Origin of the sequence: Deinococcus grandis (genome assembly GCF_001485435.1) — a bacterium.
GTDB classification, from domain to species: Bacteria; Deinococcota; Deinococci; order Deinococcales; family Deinococcaceae; genus Deinococcus; species Deinococcus grandis.
Map to the genome: position 1 here is coordinate 1978683 of NZ_BCMS01000001.1, position 21065 is coordinate 1999747.

19 protein-coding genes are annotated in these 21065 nt (G+C 69.0%); 12 read left to right on the top strand and 7 right to left on the bottom strand.

Annotated features, from left to right (window positions below; all coding sequences use genetic code 11):
* The first annotated feature begins 33 nt into the window (after positions 1 to 33).
* The 8 genes from hemE to DEIGR_RS09790 all read left to right on the top strand — a co-directional run bounded on the left by hemE (position 34) and on the right by DEIGR_RS09790 (position 8275).
* Positions 34 to 1110 carry a uroporphyrinogen decarboxylase gene (gene hemE / locus DEIGR_RS09755; RefSeq protein ID WP_236704718.1) on the top strand — a complete coding sequence of 359 codons (1077 nt, stop codon included), beginning with the start codon at positions 34 to 36 and terminating at the stop codon, positions 1108 to 1110.
* Between the two features lie 72 nt (positions 1111 to 1182).
* On the top strand, positions 1183 to 2139 hold the full coding sequence (gene hemH, locus DEIGR_RS09760; protein ID WP_058976806.1) for a ferrochelatase: 957 nt from the start codon (positions 1183 to 1185) through the stop codon (positions 2137 to 2139).
* On the top strand, positions 2136 to 3518 hold the full coding sequence (gene hemG, locus DEIGR_RS09765) for a protoporphyrinogen oxidase (protein ID WP_058976808.1): 1383 nt from the start codon (positions 2136 to 2138) through the stop codon (positions 3516 to 3518). The genes hemH and hemG overlap by 4 nt, the downstream gene beginning before the upstream one ends.
* Positions 3519 to 3866: 348 nt before the next feature.
* Positions 3867 to 4295 (top strand): acyl-CoA thioesterase, encoded by a 429-nt coding sequence (locus DEIGR_RS09770; RefSeq protein WP_058976810.1) that lies wholly within the window; start codon positions 3867 to 3869, stop codon positions 4293 to 4295.
* The gene (locus DEIGR_RS09775; RefSeq protein WP_058976813.1) at positions 4292 to 4735 is read left to right on the top strand and encodes a ribonucleotide reductase stimulatory protein; all 444 of its coding nucleotides are present in this window, start codon (positions 4292 to 4294) and stop codon (positions 4733 to 4735) included. Before DEIGR_RS09770 ends, DEIGR_RS09775 begins: the two co-directional genes overlap by 4 nt.
* A complete protein-coding gene (nrdE, locus tag DEIGR_RS09780; RefSeq protein WP_058976814.1) occupies positions 4714 to 6801 on the top strand; it encodes a class 1b ribonucleoside-diphosphate reductase subunit alpha in 2088 nt (695 codons plus the stop codon). Before DEIGR_RS09775 ends, nrdE begins: the two co-directional genes overlap by 22 nt.
* 216 nt (positions 6802 to 7017) lie before the next feature.
* Positions 7018 to 8013 (top strand): ribonucleotide-diphosphate reductase subunit beta, encoded by a 996-nt coding sequence (locus DEIGR_RS09785; protein WP_058976816.1) that lies wholly within the window; start codon positions 7018 to 7020, stop codon positions 8011 to 8013.
* Positions 8006 to 8275: a hypothetical protein gene (locus DEIGR_RS09790; RefSeq protein WP_058976818.1), complete on the top strand. Its 270-nt coding sequence runs from the start codon at positions 8006 to 8008 to the stop codon at positions 8273 to 8275. The genes DEIGR_RS09785 and DEIGR_RS09790 overlap by 8 nt, the downstream gene beginning before the upstream one ends.
* Before the next feature lie 13 nt (positions 8276 to 8288).
* Here the strand turns inward: DEIGR_RS09790 and DEIGR_RS20350 are convergent, their stop codons facing one another.
* The 5 genes from DEIGR_RS20350 to DEIGR_RS09805 form a co-directional block, all read right to left on the bottom strand.
* Complete coding sequence (locus DEIGR_RS20350; protein WP_153013698.1) at positions 8289 to 8510, bottom strand: hypothetical protein; 222 nt, start codon at positions 8508 to 8510, stop codon at positions 8289 to 8291.
* A gap of 22 nt (positions 8511 to 8532) precedes the next feature.
* Positions 8533 to 9132 carry an HAD family hydrolase gene (locus DEIGR_RS09795; protein ID WP_058976820.1) on the bottom strand — a complete coding sequence of 200 codons (600 nt, stop codon included), beginning with the start codon at positions 9130 to 9132 and terminating at the stop codon, positions 8533 to 8535.
* A 206-nt stretch (positions 9133 to 9338) separates the two neighbouring features.
* A complete protein-coding gene (polA, locus tag DEIGR_RS09800; RefSeq protein ID WP_058976822.1) occupies positions 9339 to 12119 on the bottom strand; it encodes a DNA polymerase I in 2781 nt (926 codons plus the stop codon).
* Positions 12120 to 12389: 270 nt separating this feature from the next.
* The gene (locus tag DEIGR_RS20845; RefSeq protein ID WP_160329927.1) at positions 12390 to 12527 is read right to left on the bottom strand and encodes a hypothetical protein; all 138 of its coding nucleotides are present in this window, start codon (positions 12525 to 12527) and stop codon (positions 12390 to 12392) included.
* A 287-nt stretch (positions 12528 to 12814) separates the two neighbouring features.
* Positions 12815 to 13330, bottom strand: coding sequence for a metal-binding protein (locus DEIGR_RS09805; RefSeq protein WP_058976824.1), 516 nt, complete (start codon positions 13328 to 13330; stop codon positions 12815 to 12817).
* Between the two features lie 113 nt (positions 13331 to 13443).
* Here DEIGR_RS09805 and DEIGR_RS09810 point away from each other — a divergent pair, with 113 nt between their 5' ends.
* Entirely contained in the window at positions 13444 to 15522 is a 2079-nt protein-coding gene (locus DEIGR_RS09810) for a S8 family serine peptidase (protein ID WP_058976826.1), read from the top strand.
* 75 nt (positions 15523 to 15597) lie between these two features.
* Here DEIGR_RS09810 and DEIGR_RS09815 read toward each other — a convergent pair whose 3' ends face one another.
* Positions 15598 to 16662, bottom strand: coding sequence for a lipid II:glycine glycyltransferase FemX (locus tag DEIGR_RS09815; RefSeq protein WP_058976828.1), 1065 nt, complete (start codon positions 16660 to 16662; stop codon positions 15598 to 15600).
* A gap of 81 nt (positions 16663 to 16743) precedes the next feature.
* Here DEIGR_RS09815 and DEIGR_RS09820 point away from each other — a divergent pair, with 81 nt between their 5' ends.
* A complete protein-coding gene (locus tag DEIGR_RS09820) occupies positions 16744 to 17775 on the top strand; it encodes a peptidylprolyl isomerase (protein WP_058976830.1) in 1032 nt (343 codons plus the stop codon).
* A gap of 196 nt (positions 17776 to 17971) precedes the next feature.
* Here DEIGR_RS09820 and DEIGR_RS09825 read toward each other — a convergent pair whose 3' ends face one another.
* Positions 17972 to 18925: a hypothetical protein gene (locus DEIGR_RS09825; RefSeq protein ID WP_201785750.1), complete on the bottom strand. Its 954-nt coding sequence runs from the start codon at positions 18923 to 18925 to the stop codon at positions 17972 to 17974.
* A 132-nt stretch (positions 18926 to 19057) separates the two neighbouring features.
* Between DEIGR_RS09825 and DEIGR_RS09830 the strand changes: the two genes are divergently transcribed.
* Both DEIGR_RS09830 and DEIGR_RS09835 read left to right on the top strand, forming a co-directional pair.
* The gene (locus tag DEIGR_RS09830; RefSeq protein WP_058976831.1) at positions 19058 to 20704 is read left to right on the top strand and encodes a methylmalonyl-CoA mutase family protein; all 1647 of its coding nucleotides are present in this window, start codon (positions 19058 to 19060) and stop codon (positions 20702 to 20704) included.
* A gap of 110 nt (positions 20705 to 20814) precedes the next feature.
* A complete protein-coding gene (locus tag DEIGR_RS09835; protein WP_058976833.1) occupies positions 20815 to 21015 on the top strand; it encodes a hypothetical protein in 201 nt (66 codons plus the stop codon).
* Positions 21016 to 21065 lie beyond the last annotated feature (50 nt).

The window sequence follows — 21065 nt, forward strand, 5'->3', positions numbered from 1 at the left end:
GGCGCACCCCACCCCGGCAAGGAGCCTTTCACTGTGACCCGACCCAGCACCCCCGTCCTGACCCCTGACCCCACCAACCGCGACTCCGCGTTCCTGAAGACCATGCGCGGCGAGGCCGCCCCGCACACCCCGGTGTGGTTCATGCGGCAGGCCGGGCGCTACATGCCCGAGTACCGCGCGCTGCGCGCCGGGCGCAGCATGCTGGAGTGCATCCGCACGCCGGAACTGGCCGCCGAGATCACCCTGCAGCCCATCAAGGCCATGCCCATGGACGCCGCGATCCTCTTCAACGACATCCTGACGCCCCTGCCCGTCATGGGCCTGGACCTGGACTTCGTGGGTGGCGTCGGCCCGCAGATCAGCAACCGCATCGAGACCCCCTTCGACGTGGACCGCCTGGGCGTGCCCGCCGCCGCGGAAGTCATGCCGTACACCGCCGAGTCCATCAAGCTCGTGCGGCAGGAACTCGACCCGCGCGGCGTGCCGCTGATCGGCTTCGTGGGCGCGCCGTTCACGCTGGCCAGCTACGCCATCGAGGGCAAGGGCAGCCGCAACTACGAGCGCACCAAGCGCTTCATGTACGGCGAGCCCGCCGCGTGGCACCGCCTGATGGACAAGTTCGAGACGATCCTCGCGGACTACCTGGCCGAGCAGGTCAAGGCCGGCGCGCAGGCCGTGCAGATCTTCGACTCGTGGGTGGGCGCGCTGAGCATCTACGACTACGTGACGTTCGTGAAGCCCGCCACGGGCCGCCTGATCGAACGCACCAAGAAGCTGGGCGTGCCCGTCATCTACTTCGGGACCAGCACCCACCACCTCCTGCCCGAGATGTCCTCGCTGGGCAGCGACGTCATGGGCATCGACTGGCGCACGCCCCTGAACGACGCGTGGAAACTCATCCAGCCCGGGCAGGGCGTGCAGGGGAACCTCGACCCGCTGCTGCTCCAGGGCCCCTGGCGTGAACTGAAGCACCAGACCGACCGCATCCTGGCCGAGGTGGACGGCCGCCCCGGGCACATCTTCAACGTGGGGCACGGCCTGCTGCCCGAGACGCCCGTGGACATGGTCCGCCGCCTCGTGGACTACGTGCACGAACAGACGGCGAAGTAACCCCCGAGAGCGAATAGCAGCGACCGCACCGGACCCCACCCCGATTCCCCCCTGTGACCTGAGAGGAGCGACATGACCGATTCCACCCACACTGAAGCGCCGCTGGGCGTGCTGTTCATGGCCTACGGCGGCCCCGAGAGCTTGGAGGACATGCCCGGGTACCTCGCGGACATCCGCGCCGGGCGCGTGACGACGCAGGCCGTGCTGGACGAGATCACGAACAACTACCGCCAGATCGGCGGGAAGAGCCCCCTGCCGGAATTCACCCGCGCGCAGGTCGAGGCGACCATGCAGGAACTCCAGGCGCGCGTGCAGCGGCCCCTGAAGGCGTACATCGGCATGCGCCACTGGAACCCCTGGATCGAGGACGCCGTGCGCGAGATGCTCGACGACGGCATCACGCAGGCGGTGGCGATCGTGCTGGCCCCGCACTACTCGAGCATGAGCGTCGCGAAGTACCAGAAGAAGATCAAGGCGGGCCTGAGCATGAACCACGGCCACATCGACTTCGAGTTCGTGAACGAGTACCACACCGAGAGCGGGTACGTGACGGCCCTGGCCAACCGCGTCCGCGAGGGCATCGCGGCGTTCCCGGAGGGCGAGCGGGACGACGTGCACGTGATCCTCAGCGCGCACAGCCTGCCGGTTCGGATCCTGCGCGAGGGTGACCCGTACGCCGACCAGCTGCACGAGTCCGCGCGCCTGATCGCCGCCGCCGCCGGGCTGCGCGACGACCAGTGGTCGTGGAGTTACCAGTCCGCCGGGCGCAGCCCCGAGCCGTGGCTGGGGCCGCAACTGGACGAGCACCTGCACGACCTGTCCGGCAAGGGCATCAGGAAGGTCGTCAGCGTGCCGGTCGGCTTCGTATCCGACCACGTGGAGATCCTGTTCGACATCGACATCGCCGCGCAGGAAACCGCCGCCGAACTGGGCATGACCCTGGTGCGCCCCCCGGCCCTGAACACGGACCCGCTGTTCATCGGGACGCTCGCCAGCGTGCTGGAACGCAAGGTGGCCGCGCTGTCATGACCGACGCCGCAGCGACGAACGGCGCAGCCCCGAGTGGTACAGGGGCGGGCGGTGAGCTGCCCGTGATCATCGTGGGGGGCGGCATCACCGGCCTGAGCGCCGCCTGGGAACTCCAGACGCGCGGCGTGCCGTTCGTGCTGCTCGAAGCCGGGGATTACCTGGGTGGGAAACTGCACTCCGAACGCACCGAGGACGGCTTCCTCGTCGAGCGGGCCGCCGACGCGTTCATCCTCGGCAAGCCGTACGCGGCACAGCTGGCGCGCGAGGTGGGCCTGGAGGCTCAGGTCATCCACCCGCGCGAGGACACGAAGAAGATCTACTTCCTGCGCGGCGGTCAGCTCCTGCCGTTCCCGCCGAACATGAAGATGTTCGTGCCGCTGGACGACGACTCGTTCCTGCAGAGCGGCGTGCTGTCCGAAGGGGGCCTGCGCCGCTACCTGGACGAGCAGCACGTGCCGCCAAAGCCCCCGACCGACGAGGACGAGTCCCTCGCGTCGTTCCTCACGCGGCGCTTCGGGCCGGAAAGCCTGAACTTCATCGTGCCTCTGGCCGCCGGGATCTACGTGGCGAACCCGCTGGAACTCAGCATGAAAGCGGCGTTCCCGCAGTTCCTGAAGATGGAACAGGAGTACGGCAGCGTCATCCGCGGCAGCCGCGCCACCCCCCGCGCCGCCGGGCCGATCTTCATGTCCTTCCAGGAGGGCACGAGCACCCTGATCCGCGCGCTCCAGGAACGCCTGACCGGCGGCGAGATCCGCCTGAACACCCCCGTCCTGCGGGTGCACGAGCACGGCGTGACCCTCGCGGGCGGTGAGGAACTGCGCGGCCGGGCCGTCATCAACACCACCCCCGCCTGGTACGCGGGCGCCATGTACCAGCGGGACTACCCGGAAGCCGCCAGCCTGATCGGGCAGCTGAAGGCGAACAGCAGCGTTGCCGTGGTGCTCGCGTACCGCGCCGAGCAGTTCCCCGGCGACATGCTCCTGCACGGCCTGCAGGTGGACGCCAGCGAGGACACCCTCCTGAAGGCCATCACGGTGCACTCCGCGAAGATGCACGGCCGCGCCCCGGACGGGCACGTGCTGATGCGCGTGTTCTTCAAGGACATCGAACCCGCCACGGCCCGCGTCCTGGCGCAGGAGACCGCCGAGCGGCTCTTCGGCGCGCAGGGCGACCCGCTGTGGCACGCGTTCGGTGACTGGCGCGGCAAGAACCCCGCGTACGTCGTCGGGCACCTCGACCACATCGCCCGCATCCGCGCCGCACTGCCCGCGCACCAGCAGATCGCCGGGGCGAGCTACACCGGCGTGGGCGTCCCCGACTGCGTGAACGCCGGACGCACCGCCGCCCGCGCCGTCCTGACACCCGTCACCGCGTAGACTGAAGCCCACCACGCACCGCCTTCACCCCGGAGGCGGTGCGTTCCTACGTCATACCAGATGATGTATACCGCACCTGCATTTGACCCACCCGCATACCGCATGTAGACTCCGGCAGTCGCTGCGCACGCAGCACTTCGCGGGAACAGAGGGAAGTCCGGTCATGCCCCACAGGGGTTCAGTCCGGCACGGTCGCGCCACGGTCCTCAGTCCGAACGCTCGCCCAGCGAAGAGACGCCCATATCACGGCCCCCGCGCAAGGGGCACAAGGCGGTTTCCCTTTGATCACCTGACAACTCACCTCTGCCCTGTTCTGCTCCCGCTTCTCCCCTGCTCCAGAGGTGTTCCATGACCCTGCCCGTGTCCCGTCCCCCACTGGGCGGCCTTTTGCCCGTGCCGCCGCGTGAGACGCGCGTGACGCACGTCGTCTTTCCCGGCCTGACGAACCATCACGGCACGCTGTTCGGCGGTGAGGCACTGTCACTGATGGATTCGGCGGCGTTCATCGCGGCGACCCGGCACTGCCGGAAGAAGGTGGTGACGCGGCACCTGGACGCCATGGAGTTCCGTCATCCGATTCCGCAGGGGTCGCTGGTGGAACTCGTGGCGCGCGTGGTGCGGACCGGGCGGACGAGCATGACGGTGCAGGTGGACGTGTTCCGTGAGGACATGTACAGCGAGACGCGGGAACTGGCGTGCGCGGGGACGTTCGCGCTCGTGGCGCTGGGCGAGGACGGGCAGCCTGCGCCCGTGCCCCCACTGGCGGCAGAGGCGTGAGACTGGTGTTCGATTCCCTGACGGGGAACGTGCGGCGGTTCGCGACGGCCCTGGCGCGCGAGGCGGGGGGCCTGCCGGTCGGGTCGGTGCGGGACGCGCCGCCCGCGCCGGGTGAGGGGTTCCTGCTGCTGACGTACACGTTCGGGTCCGGGCAGGTGCCGGACAGCACCGCCGCTTTCCTGCGCGCGCACGGCGCGGGCCTGCGGGGCGTGGTGGCGAGCGGCAGTTACCACTGGGGGGAGAACTTCGGGCGGGCGGGCGACCGGATCGCCGCGCAGTTCGGGGTGCCACTGGTCGCGCGGCTGAACAAGGGAGGGACAGCAGCGGACCGCGCGGCGGTACTGGCGTGGCTGGCCGGGCAGAGCAAGGAATCGAGTGCAGCGTGGGTGTCGCCCGTGGTGGCGGAAAGGACGAACGAATGGATCCCTGGATTGAACTGAACAACAAGGTGCTGGCGGGTGGCGTGGTGGACACGTCGCATGATCAGGAGGCGCTGCGGGTGTACTTCCGCGAGAAGGTCAACCCGAACACCGTGACCTTCCCCAGCCTGGAGGAGAAGATCGCCACGCTGACCGAGCGTGGCGTGTGGGACCCGGCGGTGTTCGCCCGGTTCCGTCCGTCGGAGGTCCGCGCGGTGTTCGAGCGGGCGTACAGCCTGAACTTCCGCTTCCGGTCGTTCATGGGGGCGTTCAAGTTCTACAGCGAGTACGCGACCATGACCCCGGACCGCAAGCAGTGGCTGGAGCGGTACGAGGACCGCCTGAGCGTCACGGCCCTGGCCCGCAGCGAGTCCCTGCCGGAAGCGCTGGAACTCGTGGAGCATCTGGTGAACCAGACGTTCACGCCCGCGACGCCCACCCTGATGAACTCCGGGAAGGCGAACACGGGGCGGCTGGTCAGCTGCTTCCTGCTGCAGGACTGCACGGACAACCTGGATTCGATCACGAAGACACTGTCGTTCGTGGCGGAACTCAGCAAGGGCGGCGGCGGGATCGGCGTGGAGGTCAGCAACCTGCGCGCACGCGGCGAGAGTCTGCGCGGCATCCAGAACGTCACGAAGGGCGTGATGGGCGTGGCGAAGATGCTGGACAACATGCTGCGCTACGCGGATCAGGCGGGGCAGCGGCCCGGCGCGGGCGCGATCTACCTGAGCGTCATGCATCCGGACTTCCTGGACACCCTGAGCGCGAAGAAGATCGCGTCCGACGAGGACGCGCGCCTGAAGACCCTGTCCATGGGCGCGACTGTGCCGGACATCTTCCTGGAGAAGGCCCGCGCCGGGCAGGACATCTACCAGTTCTACCCGCACTCGCTGTTCCAGGAGACCGGCCGGGAGTTCACGAGCATCGACTGGACGCGCGAGTACGAGACGCTGGCCGCGAACCCGCGCCTGCGCAAGAAACTCGTGTCGCCGCGCCGCATCCTGGAGGACATCGCCGTCACGCAGGGCGAGAGCGGCTACCCGTACCTGCTGTTCGAGGGCAACGCGAACCGCGTGAATCCCATCCCGAACGTCGGGACGATCAAGATGAGCAACCTGTGCAGCGAGATCCTGCAACCCACCCTGCCCAGCACCTTCCACGCGTACGGGCAGGAGGAGAAGGATCAGGTGGGCCTGGACGTCAGCTGCAACCTCGCGTCGCTGGTCATCGAGCAGAGCCTCGCGAGCGGCGACCTGGGGCGCGTGGTGCGCTCGGCGGTGAAACTGCTGGACAACGTGGCCCGCTCGACCAGCATCCACGAGGTGCCCGCCGTGAAACGCGCCAACGAGGAGATGCGCAGCATCGGCCTGGGCGCCATGGGTCTGCACTCGTTCCTGGCGAAGAACGAACTCGTGTACGGCAGCCCCGAGGCGCTGGAGTTCGTGAACGTGTACTTCGCCGCCGTGCACTACCACGCCCGCCGCACCAGCATGCAGATCGCGCGGGACACCGGCTTCGTATTCCAGGGCTTCCAGGGCAGCCGCTACCAGACGGGCGAGCACTTCGCGCAGTACCTGCACGAGGACTTCCTGCCGACCACGCCCGAGGTCGCCGCGCTGTTCGACGGTCACGCCCTCCCCACCCGCGCCGACTGGCAGGCGCTCGTGCAGGACATCCAGACGCACGGACTGGCGCACTCGTTCGTCATGGCCATCGCCCCCACGGGCAGCATCAGTTACGTCAGCAACGCCTCGGCCAGCATCATGCCCATCACCGAACGCGTCGAGACCCGCACGAGCAACAAGGCCCGCACCATCTACCCCATGCCGCACTTAAGCGAACTGACCGAATGGTTCTACGAGGAAGCGTACGACATGGACCAGAAGCGCGTCATCGACACCGTCGCCGCCGCGCAACGCCACGTGGATCAGGGCATCTCCTGCACGCTGTTCGTGCCCAGCAACGCCAGCACCCGCACCCTGCAACGCTACTACCTGTACGCCTACGCCAAAGGGCTGAAAACGCTGTACTACACGCGCCTGCGCAAGGTCAGCATCGACGAGTGCCTGAACTGCGCCATCTGACGGCGGAACGGGGGACGGGGTGGCATCGGACTACACGACTGACCGTCCGAGGGTCGAAGAGTCAAAGGGTCAAAGAGTCTAGGAAAAGCCCCTCTGCCAAACCATTCTTAGACCCTCAGACGTTTAGACCCTTGGACAGTTAGACCCTCAGCCCCTTCCCTCAAGTCGCCACCGGATAGACCCCCTCTCCCCTCCCCAACCCCTGCGAGACCTGATATGACCCGAGCCCCCTTTACCGCCACGAACTGGAGCGACCCGGAAGACAGCTTCTCGGTCACGTTCTACGAGAAGTACACGTCCCAGCTGTGGTTCCCGGACGAGATTCCGCTGACGAACGACGCGATTCACTGGAAGAGCCTGACCGAGCAGGAACGCTGGACGTACATGCACGCCTCGGCGGGCCTGAACGCGCTGGATACCCTGCAGGGCGAGGTGGGCATGCCCGCCCTGCGCGGCCTGGTGGACGGGCACATCCGCAAGGCGACCCTGCAGTTCCAGGGGATGATGGAGGACATTCACGCGCGCAGCTACAGCCTGATGAACAAGACGTTCCTGACGACCACCGAGGAACGCGCCGTGTTCGCGTGGGTGGAGGCGCAGCCGCAGCTTCAGTTCAAGATTCAGTTCATCGAGGATGTGTTCCGCGACCCGGACGTCAGCGATTTCGGGCTGTGGCGGAAGATGGTCGTGTCGTGCATGCTGGAAACGGCGCTGTTCTACAGCGGCTTCTACTACCCGCTGCTGCTGGCCGGGCAGGGCCGCATGGTGTCCGCCGGGGAGATCTTCAACCTGATCATCCTCGACGAGGCCGTGCACGGCGTGTACGTGGCGCTGCTGGCTCAGGAGAAGTTCGCCGCACTGACCGATGACGAGCAGGCGCAGGCCCTCGCGTGGTACGAGGCGAGCCTCGACACCCTGTACCGCAACGAACTGGCGTACACCGAGGTGCTGTACGGCAGCGTGAACCTCGCCCATGACGTCGCCACGTTCATCCGCTTCAACTTCAACGTGCTGGCCGACAACCTCGGCCTGGAACGCCGCTTCCCCGACGAGGACGTGAACCCCGTCGTGCTGAACGGTATCCGCTCACGCGGCACCACCCACGACTTCTTCAGCGCGAAGGGCAGCAGCTACGCCAAACTCCGCGTCGAGGCGCTCACCGACGACGACTTCAGCGAACTCTGGCCCGCTCAGGAGGTCGCCCATGACTGACCTCAGACCCTTCGTGCTGTTCACGCAGGACCAGTGCCCGCAGTGCGAGACCCTCAAGCGCATGCTGACCCTCCCCCTGCGCGGCGCGTTCGACGACCAGATCGAAATCCTGCACCGACAGCAGAACCCCGACGCCTTCACTGCCCTGGCCGACGCGCACGCCCTGGCCCGCACCCCCGCTCTGCTGCACCGCCCCAGCGGGAAGCTGCTGCTCGACACCGGCAGCCTCGGCGCGGTCAAGGCATTCCTCACTCAGAGCTGAGAGCTGCAGCTTTTCACTCTGCGGCGCGGCGAAGTCGTTCCGCCCGTTGCTTGGCCCGGTCAAGTGTGACAACAGACTCCTCGGCATGAGGATCAAGGATTCCACCTGCCCCGTCTGACATCACGATCCCGAGATTCCAGAGCACCTGCCCGAACCGCAGATCAGGACCGCCTTCAATCTGCTCGATCAGCAGGTCAATGAGGGCACGATTCGCGTCCTGGCGAGGGTTTGACATCCTCCAGAAGCTTACACTCCCCTTACTCCACACCCAGCGCCGCCAGTTCCTCCCGGAGCTGCGCGGCGTTCTCGTAGCGGACAGCGTGCATGCCGACCCGGCGGGCGGCTTCGGTGTTCTGGGCGCGGTCGTCGATCATGACGGCTTCGTGCGGGGCGACGGCGGCCAGCGTCAGGGCGGCGCGGTAGATGGCGGGGTTGGGTTTCATGAGTTCCAGCGTGGAGGACGTGAAGAACGCCAGCAGGAAGTCGCTGAGGCCGTAGGTGCGGATGCGTTGGTCGTTCAGGTCGCGGCCCTCGTTGTTCAGGGCGTACAGGCGGTGCCGCGCCGACAGGTCGCGGGCGAGGGCCAGGGCGCCTTCGTGCGGGGTGCTCTGCGCTTCCATCGCCGCGCGGAATTCGTCCCGCGTGAAGGTCTGCGGGTGGCAGAACACGGTCTGCTCCAGGTACTCGTCCAGGGTCATGCGGCCCAGCTCCAGCTCGGGCACGGCCAGCTTGTGCCGCTCGTTGAAGTCCGTGGCGTCCAGCCCGAACTGCGCGGCGACGACGGCGCGCTGCTCGCGGTCCCAGCCGTTGCTGAGCAGCACACCGCCGATGTCGAAGAAGAGGGCGCGGATGGTCATGCCCGCAGGGTACGCCCGCACCCGACGGAGGCGACCTCAACGCCAAGAAAGAGTGAGGGAGCAGGCCGTTCCCACAGCCCACCCCCCACAGAGCGGATTCATCCGATTCCCGGCTTCCCGGAACGTCACCGGGAAGCCGTCCATCTCCTGAACCCGCCTTAATTGCCGCTCCCTCCGGTCGGGTTCGTCTGCGACTCACCGCAACTTTATTTCGTGTCGTACCAGTTCGGTCCGACGCCGACTTCGACGGCGAGGGGCACGGTGAGGCTGGCGGCACCTTCCATGATGCGGCGCACGGTGTCGCTGATCTCCTCGGCTTTGTCTTCGGGGGCTTCGAGGAGCAGTTCGTCGTGCACCTGTAGCAGGAGGCGGGCGCCGGTGCCCTGGAGTTCGCGTTCCAGGGTGATCATGGCGAGTTTGATGATGTCGGCGGCGGTGCCCTGGATGGGCATGTTGTACGCGAGGCGTTCCCCGGCTTCGCGCAGGGTGCGGTTGGTGGCGACGAGTTCGGGGACGTAGCGGCGGCGGCCGTAGAGGGTCTCGACGTAGCCGTGCTGGCGGCCGAATTCGAGGGTGCGGTCGATGTACGCGCGGATGCCGGGGTACGTGGCGAAGTACGTTTCGATGAATCCGGCGGCGTCCGCGTAGGGGATGCCGAGGTCGCCCGAGAGGCGGTGGGCGCTCATGCCGTATAGCACGCCGAAGTTGACGGTCTTGGCGGCGCGGCGCTGATCGGGGGTGATGGTTCCCTCGTTCAGGCCGAGGACCTGCGCGGCGGTACGGCGGTGGATGTCCGCGCCCTCCTGGAAGGCCTGCTGCATGAGGGGATCGTCGGCGATGTGCGCCAGGAGGCGCAGTTCGATCTGCGAGTAGTCGGCGCTGATCAGGCAGTGGCCGGGGTCGGCGATGAAGCCCTTGCGGATCTCGCGGCCGGTCTCGCTGCGGATGGGGATGTTCTGCAGGTTGGGGTTGAGGCTGCTGAGGCGGCCGGTGGCGACGGCGGCCTGCGCGAGGGTGGTGTGCAGGCGGCCGGTGCGGGGGTTGACGAGGTTCGGGAGGGGGTCGAGGTACGTGCCGCGCAGTTTTTCCAGTTCGCGGTATTCGAGCAGGGCGGGGATGATGGGGTGCTCGTCCCGGAGGGGTTCGAGGGCGGCGACGGCGGTGCTGCGTTTGCCGGTGAGTTTGGTCTTCTTGCCGCTGGCGAGGCCGAGTTCGTCGTACAGGACGGCTTCGAGCTGGTCGCGGCTGCGGATCTGGAATTCGCGTCCGGCCAGCGAGTGGATCTGGGTTTCCAGGGTGCTCAGGCGCGCGCCGGTGGCGGCGGAGAGGCCGCGCAGGTACTCGCTGTCCAGGCGCACACCGCGCACTTCCATGCGCGCCAGGACGGCGGACAGGGGTTGTTCCATGTCGTCGTACAGCGTGCGGCGGGTGTCGTCCAGCAGGGGCGGCAGGAGGTCGAGGAGTTGCGCGGTGATCGCGGCGCGTCCGGCGGCGTCGTCGGGCCAGGGGACGTTCAGGTACCGCTGGGTGACGGCGCTCATGGTGGTGTTGGCGGGGTCGAGCAGGTACGCCATCAGCAGGGGGTCGTCGCCGGGTTCGACGCTGGTGCCGCGCACGCTGAGGTGCGTGGCGAGGGCCTTGGCGGCGGCGGCGGTGACGGTGCGCTGCGCGACGAACTGCGCGTCGTCCACCGTCGCGGGGTACTGCTCGCGGAGTTTCGCGGCGGCCTTCTCCTGCTCCTTGCGGGCCTTCTCGGCAGCCTTCTGCTGGGTTTTGGTGAGGGGCGCGGCGGGTTCGTCGGGGTGGTCGAACAGGCCGCCGGGCTGGGCGTACACCTCGGCTTTGCGCCACTCGGCAGGTTCGGTGGTGGGCGCGGTGCGGACGGTGCCGGTCGTGCCGTCGAGTTCGAGGGTGGCGGCGTCCACGAGGGCGGCGGTCAGATCGTCCTCGCGGGACAGGCGGTAGCCCCAGATGACGCCCTGCGCGGGGGTGCGCCACTCGGCGGTCTGGATGGTGAGGGCCGGGGTGGCGGGCACGACGGCAGCGTCTGGGGCGTCGTGGGGCGCGTCGCGGTGGGTACTGTCGTTCACCGCGTCGGGGACGCTCAGGACACTCTCGATGCCGTCCAGGGCCGCCACGTCCCGCTTGATGGAGTGCAGGTCAAGCTCGGTCAGCAGCTCATGCAGCCTCTCCGGGTTGCCCGGCAGGCGGCCCGCGCCGAGCTGCACGTCCAGCGGGAGGTCCGTGACCATGCAGGACAGCCGGTGGCTGAACTCCACGGCTTCCTCGGAATCGAGGAGTTTCTGGCGCGTCCCATCGGGTTTCAGTGTGCCGGCCTTCGCGGCGGCGTAGATGCCCTCCAGCGTGCCGTACTCCTGAAGCAGCTTGGCGGCGGTTTTCGGGCCGATGCCCTTCGCGCCGGGGATGTTGTCGCTGGCGTCGCCGGTCAGCGCGCGGTAGTCCACCCACTGCCCCACCGTCACGCCGTACTTTTCGAGCACCTCGGCCGGGCCGATCAGACGGAAGTCGTTCGTGATGACACGCACGTGGTCGTCGAGCAGCTGGTACGCGTCGCGGTCGCTGGTGACGATCCGGACCTGCATGCCGGTCCCCTCGGCCTTGCGGGTCAGGCTGGCGATCACGTCGTCGGCCTCGTAGCCGGGTTCTTCCAGGCGGGGGAAGCCGATGGCGTCCACGATCTCGCGGATGCGGTTGATCTGGCCGGGCAGGTCGGCGGGCGTCTCGGCGCGGCCGGACTTGTACCCGTCGAACTGCTCGTGCCGGAAGGTCTTCACGGGTGGGTCGAACACCACGATGACCTGATTGCTGCGCTGCCGGGCGAGGCGCAGCGTGAGGCGCAGAAAGCCCAGGATGGCGTTGGTGGTCTCGCCCTGCTTGTTCGTGAGGGGAGGCAGCGCGAAATACGAGCGGAACGCCAGGGCGTGGCCGTCGATCAGCACCAGGGTGTCGGGGGCGGCGGAGGTCATACCCGCCATTCTACTGGGGACGTAATGAATTCCGGCGAGGGCAGCAGAACGCTGCTGCGGGCGTGAGGGTACCGGCAGCGGCTCGTGGATGGACTGGATTGTGGCGCTTGAACTGGGGTGTGGGGGAACGGGGGTCATACGGATTCCGTTTGTTTCGCTGACAATCCGGAACTTCACCGGATTGCCAGCTCCACGTCCGGAACCCGCTTTGCTCGTTCTCGCATCCGCTCGGGTTGAAAGATTTTGCAAACCTTTCAACCGGAGTCCGTATCAGTCGCCGGCCTGCAGGTTCCGGTACGGGCGTTCCTCCTGCTCGCGCAGGATCGCGCGGTCCTCATGCGTCATGACCACGAAGGACACGAGCATGACCAGGAGGGTCAGGGCGGCCATGATCAGCAGGAGGCTCATGGGTTCAGTGTGCGCCGCGCGCCCCGGCGGTCCATGACGGGCGCCTGAAGGGGGCTGAAGCTGCCCTTGAGGGGAACTCTATGTATGAACAGGGCGTTCATCTATGGCCGTTTCATGCGGCTGGGCGCGCAAAAAAGCCCCGCGTCCGGCGGGGCGTCCCGTGTCCCGACTTCACCCGGTCGGGAGTTGAATTGTGGGTAGCTGGAGCTTAAGCGCCGTCCGTGAGTCCGGTGTGCGCCGCGCGTGGGGACGCGTTGATCTGTGAAGGGACCGTGGGGGCAGGCGCGTCAGCGGCCCCGGACCTTGCGGTAACTCTTGCGCAGCCCGTGGTCGGGGCGGACGCCGTCGGCGATCAGGTGCAGCCACTGGCTGAGGTAGTACCCGATCAGCAGGGGCAGCACGACCTTCCACGCGATGGGCTGAGGGATGGTCGGCATCTGCAGGTCCGGCGCGATGAACCGCACGAGGCCCACGATGAGGGCGGCGATCAGCGCGACGTACAGCAGGCGGGTCAGCGGGCCGATCACCCAGCTGTGCGACCAGCCGCGGTGGCTGAACAGCATGCCGTACGGTACCCACAGGACGCCCAGGACGCCCCAGTGGCGTTTGCTGTCCACCTTCCCTTCCGCGAGGTCCAGGTCCGGGGAGAGCAGGAACGTCCCGGCGGCGTACGCCAGCGTGAAGTTCAGCGCCTGGGCGGGCGTGACGACCAGCAGGTCCTGCCGGGTGGCGTACAGGGCGCCGGCGGCCAGGACGCTGTACGCGGCGATGTTGATCAGGTTGTGGACTCGTCCGCTGGGCATGCGCGGCCCATTGTGCCACCTGCGCCGCGTGCCCGGTGGAGGTGCGGGGCGCGCGCGGCCGGGTGGCGGACCTTCATGCGCCGTCAGTTTTCTTGCGGCATGCTGTGCCGTACATGACTCATCTCTTCGGGAAGGCAGGACTGCTCGTGGCGGCGCTGGCCCTGACGGCCTGCGACCAGTTGAACACCGCCGGTGTGGGCGTGCAGGACCGCACGGTCGCGCTGGGTCTGCGCGCGCAGCAGGACGTGACGGTGCCGTTCAGCGGCAGCTGGCGGATCGTGGAGTACCCGTCCTGGGTGCGGGTGTCGAAGTCGGCGGGGACGGGCGCGGTCGCGCTGTCGGTCGCGGCGGTCCGGCAGGACGCCACGCCGGTCGCGGCGGATCAGGCGCAGCTCAGCGGTGTGATCCGGGTCGCGTGGACGACCGGCAGCGGCGCGGACGCGAAGAACGGCACGGCGCTGTGGGCGGTGACGGCGCAGCAGTACGAGCTGACGGGCCGCCTGAGTGCCCCGGCGGCAGTGACGGGCGGGGACGTGGTCACGAGCGCGCCTGGCCCGGCGGCGGTCACGCCGGAGGCGCGGGGCGTGATCGTGAAGTACCGCGCGGGCCTGAACGCGCAGTCGGCGCAGGGCGGTTCAGGAACCCTGCGGGCGGACGTGCGGGGCCGGGAGCGGCTGCGCGCGGCGGGCCTGAGCGTGCAGCGGCACACGCCGCTGGGCGAACGGATCGCCGCGCTGGACGTGGCGGACGTGAAGGGCGCACTGGCGGCGCTGCGGGCCGATCCGGACGTGGAGTACGCCGTGCCGAACGCCGTGCTGCGCACCCAGGCAATGAACACACAGGCGCTCGCCACGCCGGTCACGCCGACCGATCAGTTCGCGCCGCTGCAGTGGGCGTACTCGCTGCTGGGCTACGGCGCGGTCTGGCGGGACATGGAGGCCGGCGCGTACAGCCGCGCGGTGACGGTCGCGGTGATCGACACCGGGGTGCGCTTCGATCACCCGGATCTCGCGGGGGCGCTGTGGGGGCCGACCGAGGGCGCGCTGGACGTCATCACGGACACGAGCAACGGCGACGGGACCGGTGCGGACACCGACCCGACCGATCCGTCCGTGCCGGGCCGCACGACCGGCAGTCACGGCACGCACGTGACCGGCATCGTCGCCGCCCGCTGGGGGCAGAACAGCGGCGTGTGCGAGGGGTGCAGCCCCAGCGGCGTGGTGGGCGCCGCCTACAAGGCGAACGTGAAGGTGCTCCCGGTCCGGGTGATCGACGCGGGCGGGAACGCCGCAGAGGCGGACGTCACGCAGGGCATCCGCTACGCGGCGGGCCTGCCGGTCACGCTGGACGGCGTGACGTACCGCTCGCCGCACCCGGCGCAGGTGATCAACCTGAGTCTGGGCGGCGCGATCAGCGCCGCGGACGCGCGGCCCATGTGCGACGCGATCGCCGAGGCCCGCGCGGCCGGGTCACTGGTCGTCGCGGCGGCCGGGAACGGGTACGGGACGGTGCCGTACTACCCGGCGGCGTGTGACGGGGCGGTGGCGGTGGGCAGCGTGACGCTGTCCGGGGCGAGCGCGCCGATGCACTCGGCGTTCAGCAACGCGTACCCGCAGGTGCAGCTGGCCGCGCCGGGCGGCGCGGACCCGGGCAGCGGCGCGACCTTCAACGGCGGGACGTTCAACGGCGCGCCGTTCCCGGACATGATCCTGTCGACCGGCTGGAACTACGTGAAGGACGCCCCGAACTACGAGGCGGAGGTCGGCACGAGTCAGGCGAGTCCGCAGGTGGCGGCGCTGGCGGCGCTGCTGCTCAGCAAGGGCGTCACGACCGGCCCGGAGGACACGCTGGCGCGCCTGCGCGACACGGCGACAGATCTGGGCGCGGCGGGCCGCGACGACCGGTTCGGGTTCGGGATGATCAACGCGGCGGCGGCGCTGAACGCCCCGCAGGTGAGCAGCGGCCTGGGCGTGCGCGTGCAGAGCAGCCGGGGCCTGAGCTTCCAGCCGGCGCTGGACAGCACCGGGGCGTTCCGGGCGTTCCTGGGCGAGGGCACGTATCAGGTCGTGGCGGGTTCGGACGTGAACGGCAACGGCGTGTACGGCGAGAGCGGCGAGACGCGCGACGAGCGGGCCGTGACCCTCTCGGAGGCGGCGCCGCGCGTGGCGCTGGGTGACCTCAGCCCCCGCTGACCTGTGCAGAGCTGACGTGTTCAGAGAGGAGGCCCCCACCCGGCAAACGGTGTGGGGGCCTCCTCTCTGTGGCGTTTACAGCACGTCGTCGGCGCTGCCGCGCTTGCGGAGGTTGTTCTGCGTCTTGCGCCAGCGCAGGGCCTTCACGATGGCGGGCGCGGCGGGGTTCAGGTTCAGGTCGTACGCGGGGTACCAGACGCGCTGCTCGCTGAACTTCAGTTTCATCTTGAACACCCCGTACGAGTGTTTGCTCTCGTCGAGGACGCGCGGGATGCCCCAGAAGTCGAACAGTTCGTAGCCGCGCTGCTTGGCGTCCAGCATGGCGTTCCAGTAGAAGGCGTCGGGGGCCTTGGCGTCTTTCAGGGGGCTGCCGTCCTCGTTCGTGCGGTCGTCGCGGACGCTGCCGCCGAACAGGTAGTAGGTGCCCTTGCCCATCGCCAGGAAGAAACCGCCGGCCAGCGCGCGGCCCTGGTAGCGGGACAGGACGATGTACGCCTCGCCGCCGTGGGCGTTCCCCTCGCGGAGCATGGTCTCGTAGTACTCGCGGGGGAAGGCCCCCAGCTGGGCGCGTTCGTTCGTGGCGGTGAAGATCTCCCAGAACGCGTCGAAGTCGTCGTCCCGTCCGGCGACCACGCCGAGTTTCTGCGCGGTGCGGACGTTGCGCCGCGCCATGGAATGCAGGCCCGCGAAGAGTTCGTCCTCACTGCGGGTCAGGTCCGCGACGATGGTGTGTTCGGGCTGCTCGGTGTCGGCGCGGCGGAACGGGCCGTAGGCGTCGGGCAGCGTGACGCCCTCGGCGGCCAGGAACGGCACGGGCGGTTCGATCTTCAGCAGGGCGTCGGTGGGCCGCGCGACGCGCTTGACGGCGTCCGCGACGCCCGGCAGCAGGTCCAGGCTCTCCAGGGCGGGGCCGCGCGGGGCGTACAGGGTGCTGAAGCCCGGCACGAGCCGCTTGCGGATCAGTTGCAGCGCGCCGACGGTGCGGCCCTCCTGCTGGATGAGGTACCGGGCGGGGGTCTGCCCGAGCTGCCGCCTGGCCTCACCGTAGCCCCAGCCCTGCAGGGCACTGGTGATGGGCAGGTGCCGCACGGCGTCGTCATAGACGCGCGGGTCGGTGGTTTCCACGAGGTTCAGGCGCACGCGGGGGATTGTAGCAGTCCCCACCGGCGGGATTCACGCGCCTGTCACGGTGCGGCGGCGCCGGGACGCTAGAGTGGCGGGGTGAAACAATTCCTGTTGACTGCCCTGCTGCTGTCCGGGGCTGCCCTGGCTCAGACCGACACGACCGCGCCCGCGACGCCCGCCCCGGTCACCACGCCTGCGCCCGCCGCCACGCCAGCTCCGGTCACGGCGCCCGCGAGCGCCGACATGACGGCCGCGGTGATCGTCGCGCGGGTCGGGAAGGTCAGTTACACGCTGGCGGACTACGACCGGGCCTTCCGGCTGGCGGTCGCGCGGGTCCTGAACGGTCAGGGCATTCCCTTCGAGGAGTCGTACGTCGCGCAGTTCGCCGAGGCCCGCGCGGACTTCCTGAAGCAGTTCGTGCGTGACCGCGCCGTCGAGCAGCTCGCGCGGGCGTCCGGCGCGCCCGACGCGGCGCAGATCGACTCGCAGATGCAGGAGGCCCGCGCGGACTTCGAGACCGACGCGGAATTTCAGGAGGCGCTGAGCGCCACCGGCTACGGCAGCCCGGACGACCTGCGTGCCGAATTGGAACGCCGCGCGGTCGTGGGCGCGTACCTGGAGAAGGTGCAGGGGCGTTTCACGTTCGGGGACGCGCTGGTGGGCGGGTTCTACAACCTGCACCGCGCCGAGTTCCAGCGTGACCCGGAAGCGTGCGTGAAGCACATCCTGGTCCCCACGCAGGCCGAGGCGCAGGCTGTCGCGAAGGAACTCGCGGGCGGCGCGGACTTCGCGGCGGTCGCGAAGGCCAGGAGTCAGGATCCGGGCAGCGCCGCGCAGGGCGGCGACCTGGGCTGCTTCGGCCCCGGCGAGATGGTCGCGTCCTTCGATGCGGCCAGCTTCAAGGGCCCGCTGATTCAGGTGCAGACCGTGCAGTCGCAGTTCGGCTGGCACCTCGTGCTCGTCACGAAACGCACCGAGGCGGGCGTGATGCCCCTGGCGGAGGCCGCGCCGCTGATCCGCGCGAAGCTGTCCAGCGAGGCCGCGCAGAAGTACCTGGACACCCAGGTCGCCAAGCTGGGCGGCGAGAGCTTCCCGGCCACGGTGACGGTCCAGCCCGCCGACAAGTAATAAGGACTCCGGTTGAAAGGTTTGCAGAAACTTTCAACCCGAGCGGAGCGAGGAGGAGAACAACGGGTTCCGGGCGTGGAGTTGGCAGATCGGTGATTTTCCGATCTGTTAACGAAACAAACGGAATCCGTATAACCCCGGGAAGTGCAGGAGGAGGCCCCGCCGGTTCAGCTGGCGGGGCCTCCTCCTGTGCCGGTCAGGGCAGCGGCGCCCACCACCAGCCGCCCACGTCGTGCCGCCCTGCGCGGGCGGCGGCGTTCAGCGCGCCCCGGTTGCGGCCGTGGATGGTGCCGCTGAGGGCCTGGGCGGGGTCGGGCAGGTGCCGGGCGAGCAGGGTGCTCAGCGCCGCGCCCAGGCCGTGACCGCGGGCGTGTGGGGCGAGCAGGAGTTCCTGCACGACCTGCGCGTCCAGGCCCAGCTGCGGGTGCGCGAGGGTTCCGGCGTACCCGGCCCACCCGCCGCGCCAGTGGACGTCGAACATGGTCCCGGCGTCGATGCCCTCCTGCAGGTCCTCGGCGCTCAGCAGGCGGGCCTCGTGCGGGTGGTGGGGGTGGGCGGCGTCCACGGCGTCGTACGCGGCCTGCGCGTCGGCGTGGCGGCTGGCGTCGGCGGTGGGCGTCAGGGTCAGGTCGTCCGGGACAGGGTGGCAGCGCAGCTCCCCCACGGGCGCGGCCAGCACGCGCCGGTCCGGGTCGAGGTCCGCCCAGTCGCCCATGGGGGCGGCGCTCCAGACGCGCAGGCGTGGGGGGTGGAACGGGGCGTACACGCGGGCCGCGTCCGCCAGCGCCGGGAGGTCGGCGCGCGTGACGGGGCGGCTGGTGACGCTGACGTCCACGAAGGGTTTCGTGACGTCCAGGCCCAGGAAGCGGATGCTGAGCATGGCGTGCAGGTCGGGCGTGACGGGCGTCCAGACGTTCAGGTAGGCGGGCGCGGCGGGTCCGGCGTTCAGGAATTCGGCCCGCTGCGCGGCGAGGTCGAGATCGGTCGCGAGTTGCAGGTCGAACTCGTGCTCGTCGGTCAGGTTGCGCAGGCGGGCGGCGCGGTCCAGCCACCCGTGCGTGACAGGGTGCTGCGTTTCAAGGGTGAAGGCGGCCAGTTCGGCGGCCGTGGGCAGGTCGGTGGTGCCGGGCAGGGTGTCGGTGGTCGTCACTGCCGGACACGCTAGCGCCCCGCAGTTCAGCGGAGTGCCGCACCTGGGGTCCGGGGGTCGGGCGCCCTGCTATCCTGGCAGGAACCTAACGAGCGTTTGTTCCAGCCTCTCCCCCGCCCCGGAGGTCCCCCGATGAAAAGCAAGAACGAGTGGATGCAGAGCGTCTACAGCCCCGCCGCGCAGAAGTTCCCCGAGCGCAAGTACAACTTCAAGAACCTCTCGGACATGGAGCCCGAACCCATCTACACCGCAGACGACCTGAAGGACTGGGACGCCGAGCGGGACCTGGGCTACCCCGGCGAGTTCCCGTACACGCGCGGCGTGCAACCCAGCGTGTACCGCGGGAAACTGTGGACCATGCGGATGTTCGCGGGCTTCGGCAGTGCCGAGCAGACCAACGAACGCTTCCATGCGCTGCTGAAGGCCGGTCAGACGGGCCTGAGCACTGCCTTCGACCTGCCCACCCTGATGGGCTACGACAGCGACCACCCCTTCAGCAAGGGCGAGGTCGGGAAGTGCGGCGTGGCCGTCAGCAGCCTCGCGGACATGGAGATCCTGTTCCAGGGGATCGACCCCACGCAGGTCACGACGTCCATGACCATCAACAGCCCCGCGAACGCCATCTGGGCGATGTACATCGCCAACGCGCAGAAGCAGGGCAAGGACCTGGGGCAGGTGGGCGGCACCATCCAGAACGACATCCTGAAGGAATTCATCGCGCAGAAGGAATTCATCTACCCGCCCGCGCCCAGCGTGAAACTGGTCATCGACACCTTCGAGTGGGGCCCGAAGGTCCTGCCCAAGTGGAACTTCATCAGCGTGTCCGGGTACCACATCCGCGAGGCCGGAGCGACCGGCGTGCAGGAACTCGCGTTCACCCTCGCCGACGGCTTCCACTACGTGGAGAAGGCGCTGGAACGGGGCCTGAACATCGACGAGTTCGCGCCGCGCATCAGCTTCTTCTGGGACATCCACAACGACTTCTTCGAGGAGATCGCCAAGCTCCGCGCCGCGCGGCGCATCTGGGCACGGCAGATGCGTGACCACTACGGCGCGAAGAACCCCCGCTCCTGGATGCTCCGCACGCACTCCCAGACGGCCGGGGTGTCCCTGCCCGCGCAGCAGCCGCTGAACAACATCGCCCGCGTCGCCATCCAGGCGCTGGCGGCCGTGCTGGGCGGCACGCAGAGCCTCCACACCGACTCCTTCGACGAGGCGCTGGCCCTGCCCACCGAGGAAGCCGCGACCATCGCCCTGCGCACCCAGCAGATCATCGCCTACGAGACCGGCGTGGCGGGCGTCGTGGACCCCCTGGCGGGCAGCTACTACGTCGAGAAACTCACCGACGACATCGAGGCCGCCGCGATGGGCTACATCGAGCAGATCCGCCTGATGGGCGGCGTGGAGGCCGGGATCGACAGCGGGTTCTTCCAGCTGGAGATGGCCGAGGCCGCCTACCGCTACCAGCGCGAGGTCGAGTCCAGAGACCGCATCGTGGTCGGCGTGAACGACTTCGTGCAGGACGCCGTCGAGGTGCCCATCCAGCTGATCGACCCGCAGGTCGAGCGGGTGCAGGAGGCCCGGCTGGCGCAGGTGCGCCGCGAACGCGACCCGCAGCGCGTGCAGGCCGCGCTGGACGCCCTGCGCGACACGGCCGTGACCGGCGCGAACTCCATGCCCGCCTTCCTGGAGTGCGCGCACGCGTACTGCACGCTGGGCGAGCAGATGGACATCCTGAAGACCGTGTACGGCGAGTACGTGGAACCCGCCATCGTCTGAGCGGACGGCAGCGCCGGAGAGGGAGCGCCGTCAGGGCCTCCCTCTGTTTGGTGAAGGGACGCTGGTGGACGCGTGAAGGCGTGCCGCATGGGCGGGCGCTAGGGTGCGGCATGATCTCCCCCAACATCACCGATGACGCGATCCGTGCCCGGCTGGGCGAGCAGGCCAGTTCCGACCGCGAGGTGGCCCTGATGCGCGACCTGCTTCAGGCCAGTGGCCGCACCCCGGACGACCTGAACGACGACGAGTGGCTGCAGCTGGTCGGGCAGATGGAGGCCCGCAAACTGCAGGACGACCCGAACATGAAATGACCTACGCTGCCTGCTGAACCGGGTCAAGGCGGGCCGGTGGCGCGGGGCGC

Excerpts from the sequence above, each read along its gene's own strand:
- hemH (WP_058976806.1), top strand. The coding sequence starts at position 1,183 with ATGACCGATTCCACCCACACTGAAGCGCCGCTGGGCGTGCTGTTCATG.
- hemG (WP_058976808.1), top strand. The coding sequence starts at position 2,136 with ATGACCGACGCCGCAGCGACGAACGGCGCAGCCCCGAGTGGTACAGGG.
- DEIGR_RS09770 (WP_058976810.1), top strand. The coding sequence starts at position 3,867 with ATGACCCTGCCCGTGTCCCGTCCCCCACTGGGCGGCCTTTTGCCCGTG.
- nrdE (WP_058976814.1), top strand. The coding sequence starts at position 4,714 with ATGGATCCCTGGATTGAACTGAACAACAAGGTGCTGGCGGGTGGCGTG.
- DEIGR_RS09785 (WP_058976816.1), top strand. The coding sequence starts at position 7,018 with ATGACCCGAGCCCCCTTTACCGCCACGAACTGGAGCGACCCGGAAGAC.
- DEIGR_RS09790 (WP_058976818.1), top strand. The coding sequence starts at position 8,006 with ATGACTGACCTCAGACCCTTCGTGCTGTTCACGCAGGACCAGTGCCCG.
- DEIGR_RS20350 (WP_153013698.1), bottom strand. The coding sequence starts at position 8,510 with ATGTCAAACCCTCGCCAGGACGCGAATCGTGCCCTCATTGACCTGCTG.
- DEIGR_RS09795 (WP_058976820.1), bottom strand. The coding sequence starts at position 9,132 with ATGACCATCCGCGCCCTCTTCTTCGACATCGGCGGTGTGCTGCTCAGC.
- polA (WP_058976822.1), bottom strand. The coding sequence starts at position 12,119 with ATGACCTCCGCCGCCCCCGACACCCTGGTGCTGATCGACGGCCACGCC.
- DEIGR_RS20845 (WP_160329927.1), bottom strand. The coding sequence starts at position 12,527 with ATGAGCCTCCTGCTGATCATGGCCGCCCTGACCCTCCTGGTCATGCTC.
- DEIGR_RS09805 (WP_058976824.1), bottom strand. The coding sequence starts at position 13,330 with ATGCCCAGCGGACGAGTCCACAACCTGATCAACATCGCCGCGTACAGC.
- DEIGR_RS09810 (WP_058976826.1), top strand. The coding sequence starts at position 13,444 with ATGACTCATCTCTTCGGGAAGGCAGGACTGCTCGTGGCGGCGCTGGCC.
- DEIGR_RS09830 (WP_058976831.1), top strand. The coding sequence starts at position 19,058 with ATGAAAAGCAAGAACGAGTGGATGCAGAGCGTCTACAGCCCCGCCGCG.
- DEIGR_RS09835 (WP_058976833.1), top strand. The coding sequence starts at position 20,815 with ATGATCTCCCCCAACATCACCGATGACGCGATCCGTGCCCGGCTGGGC.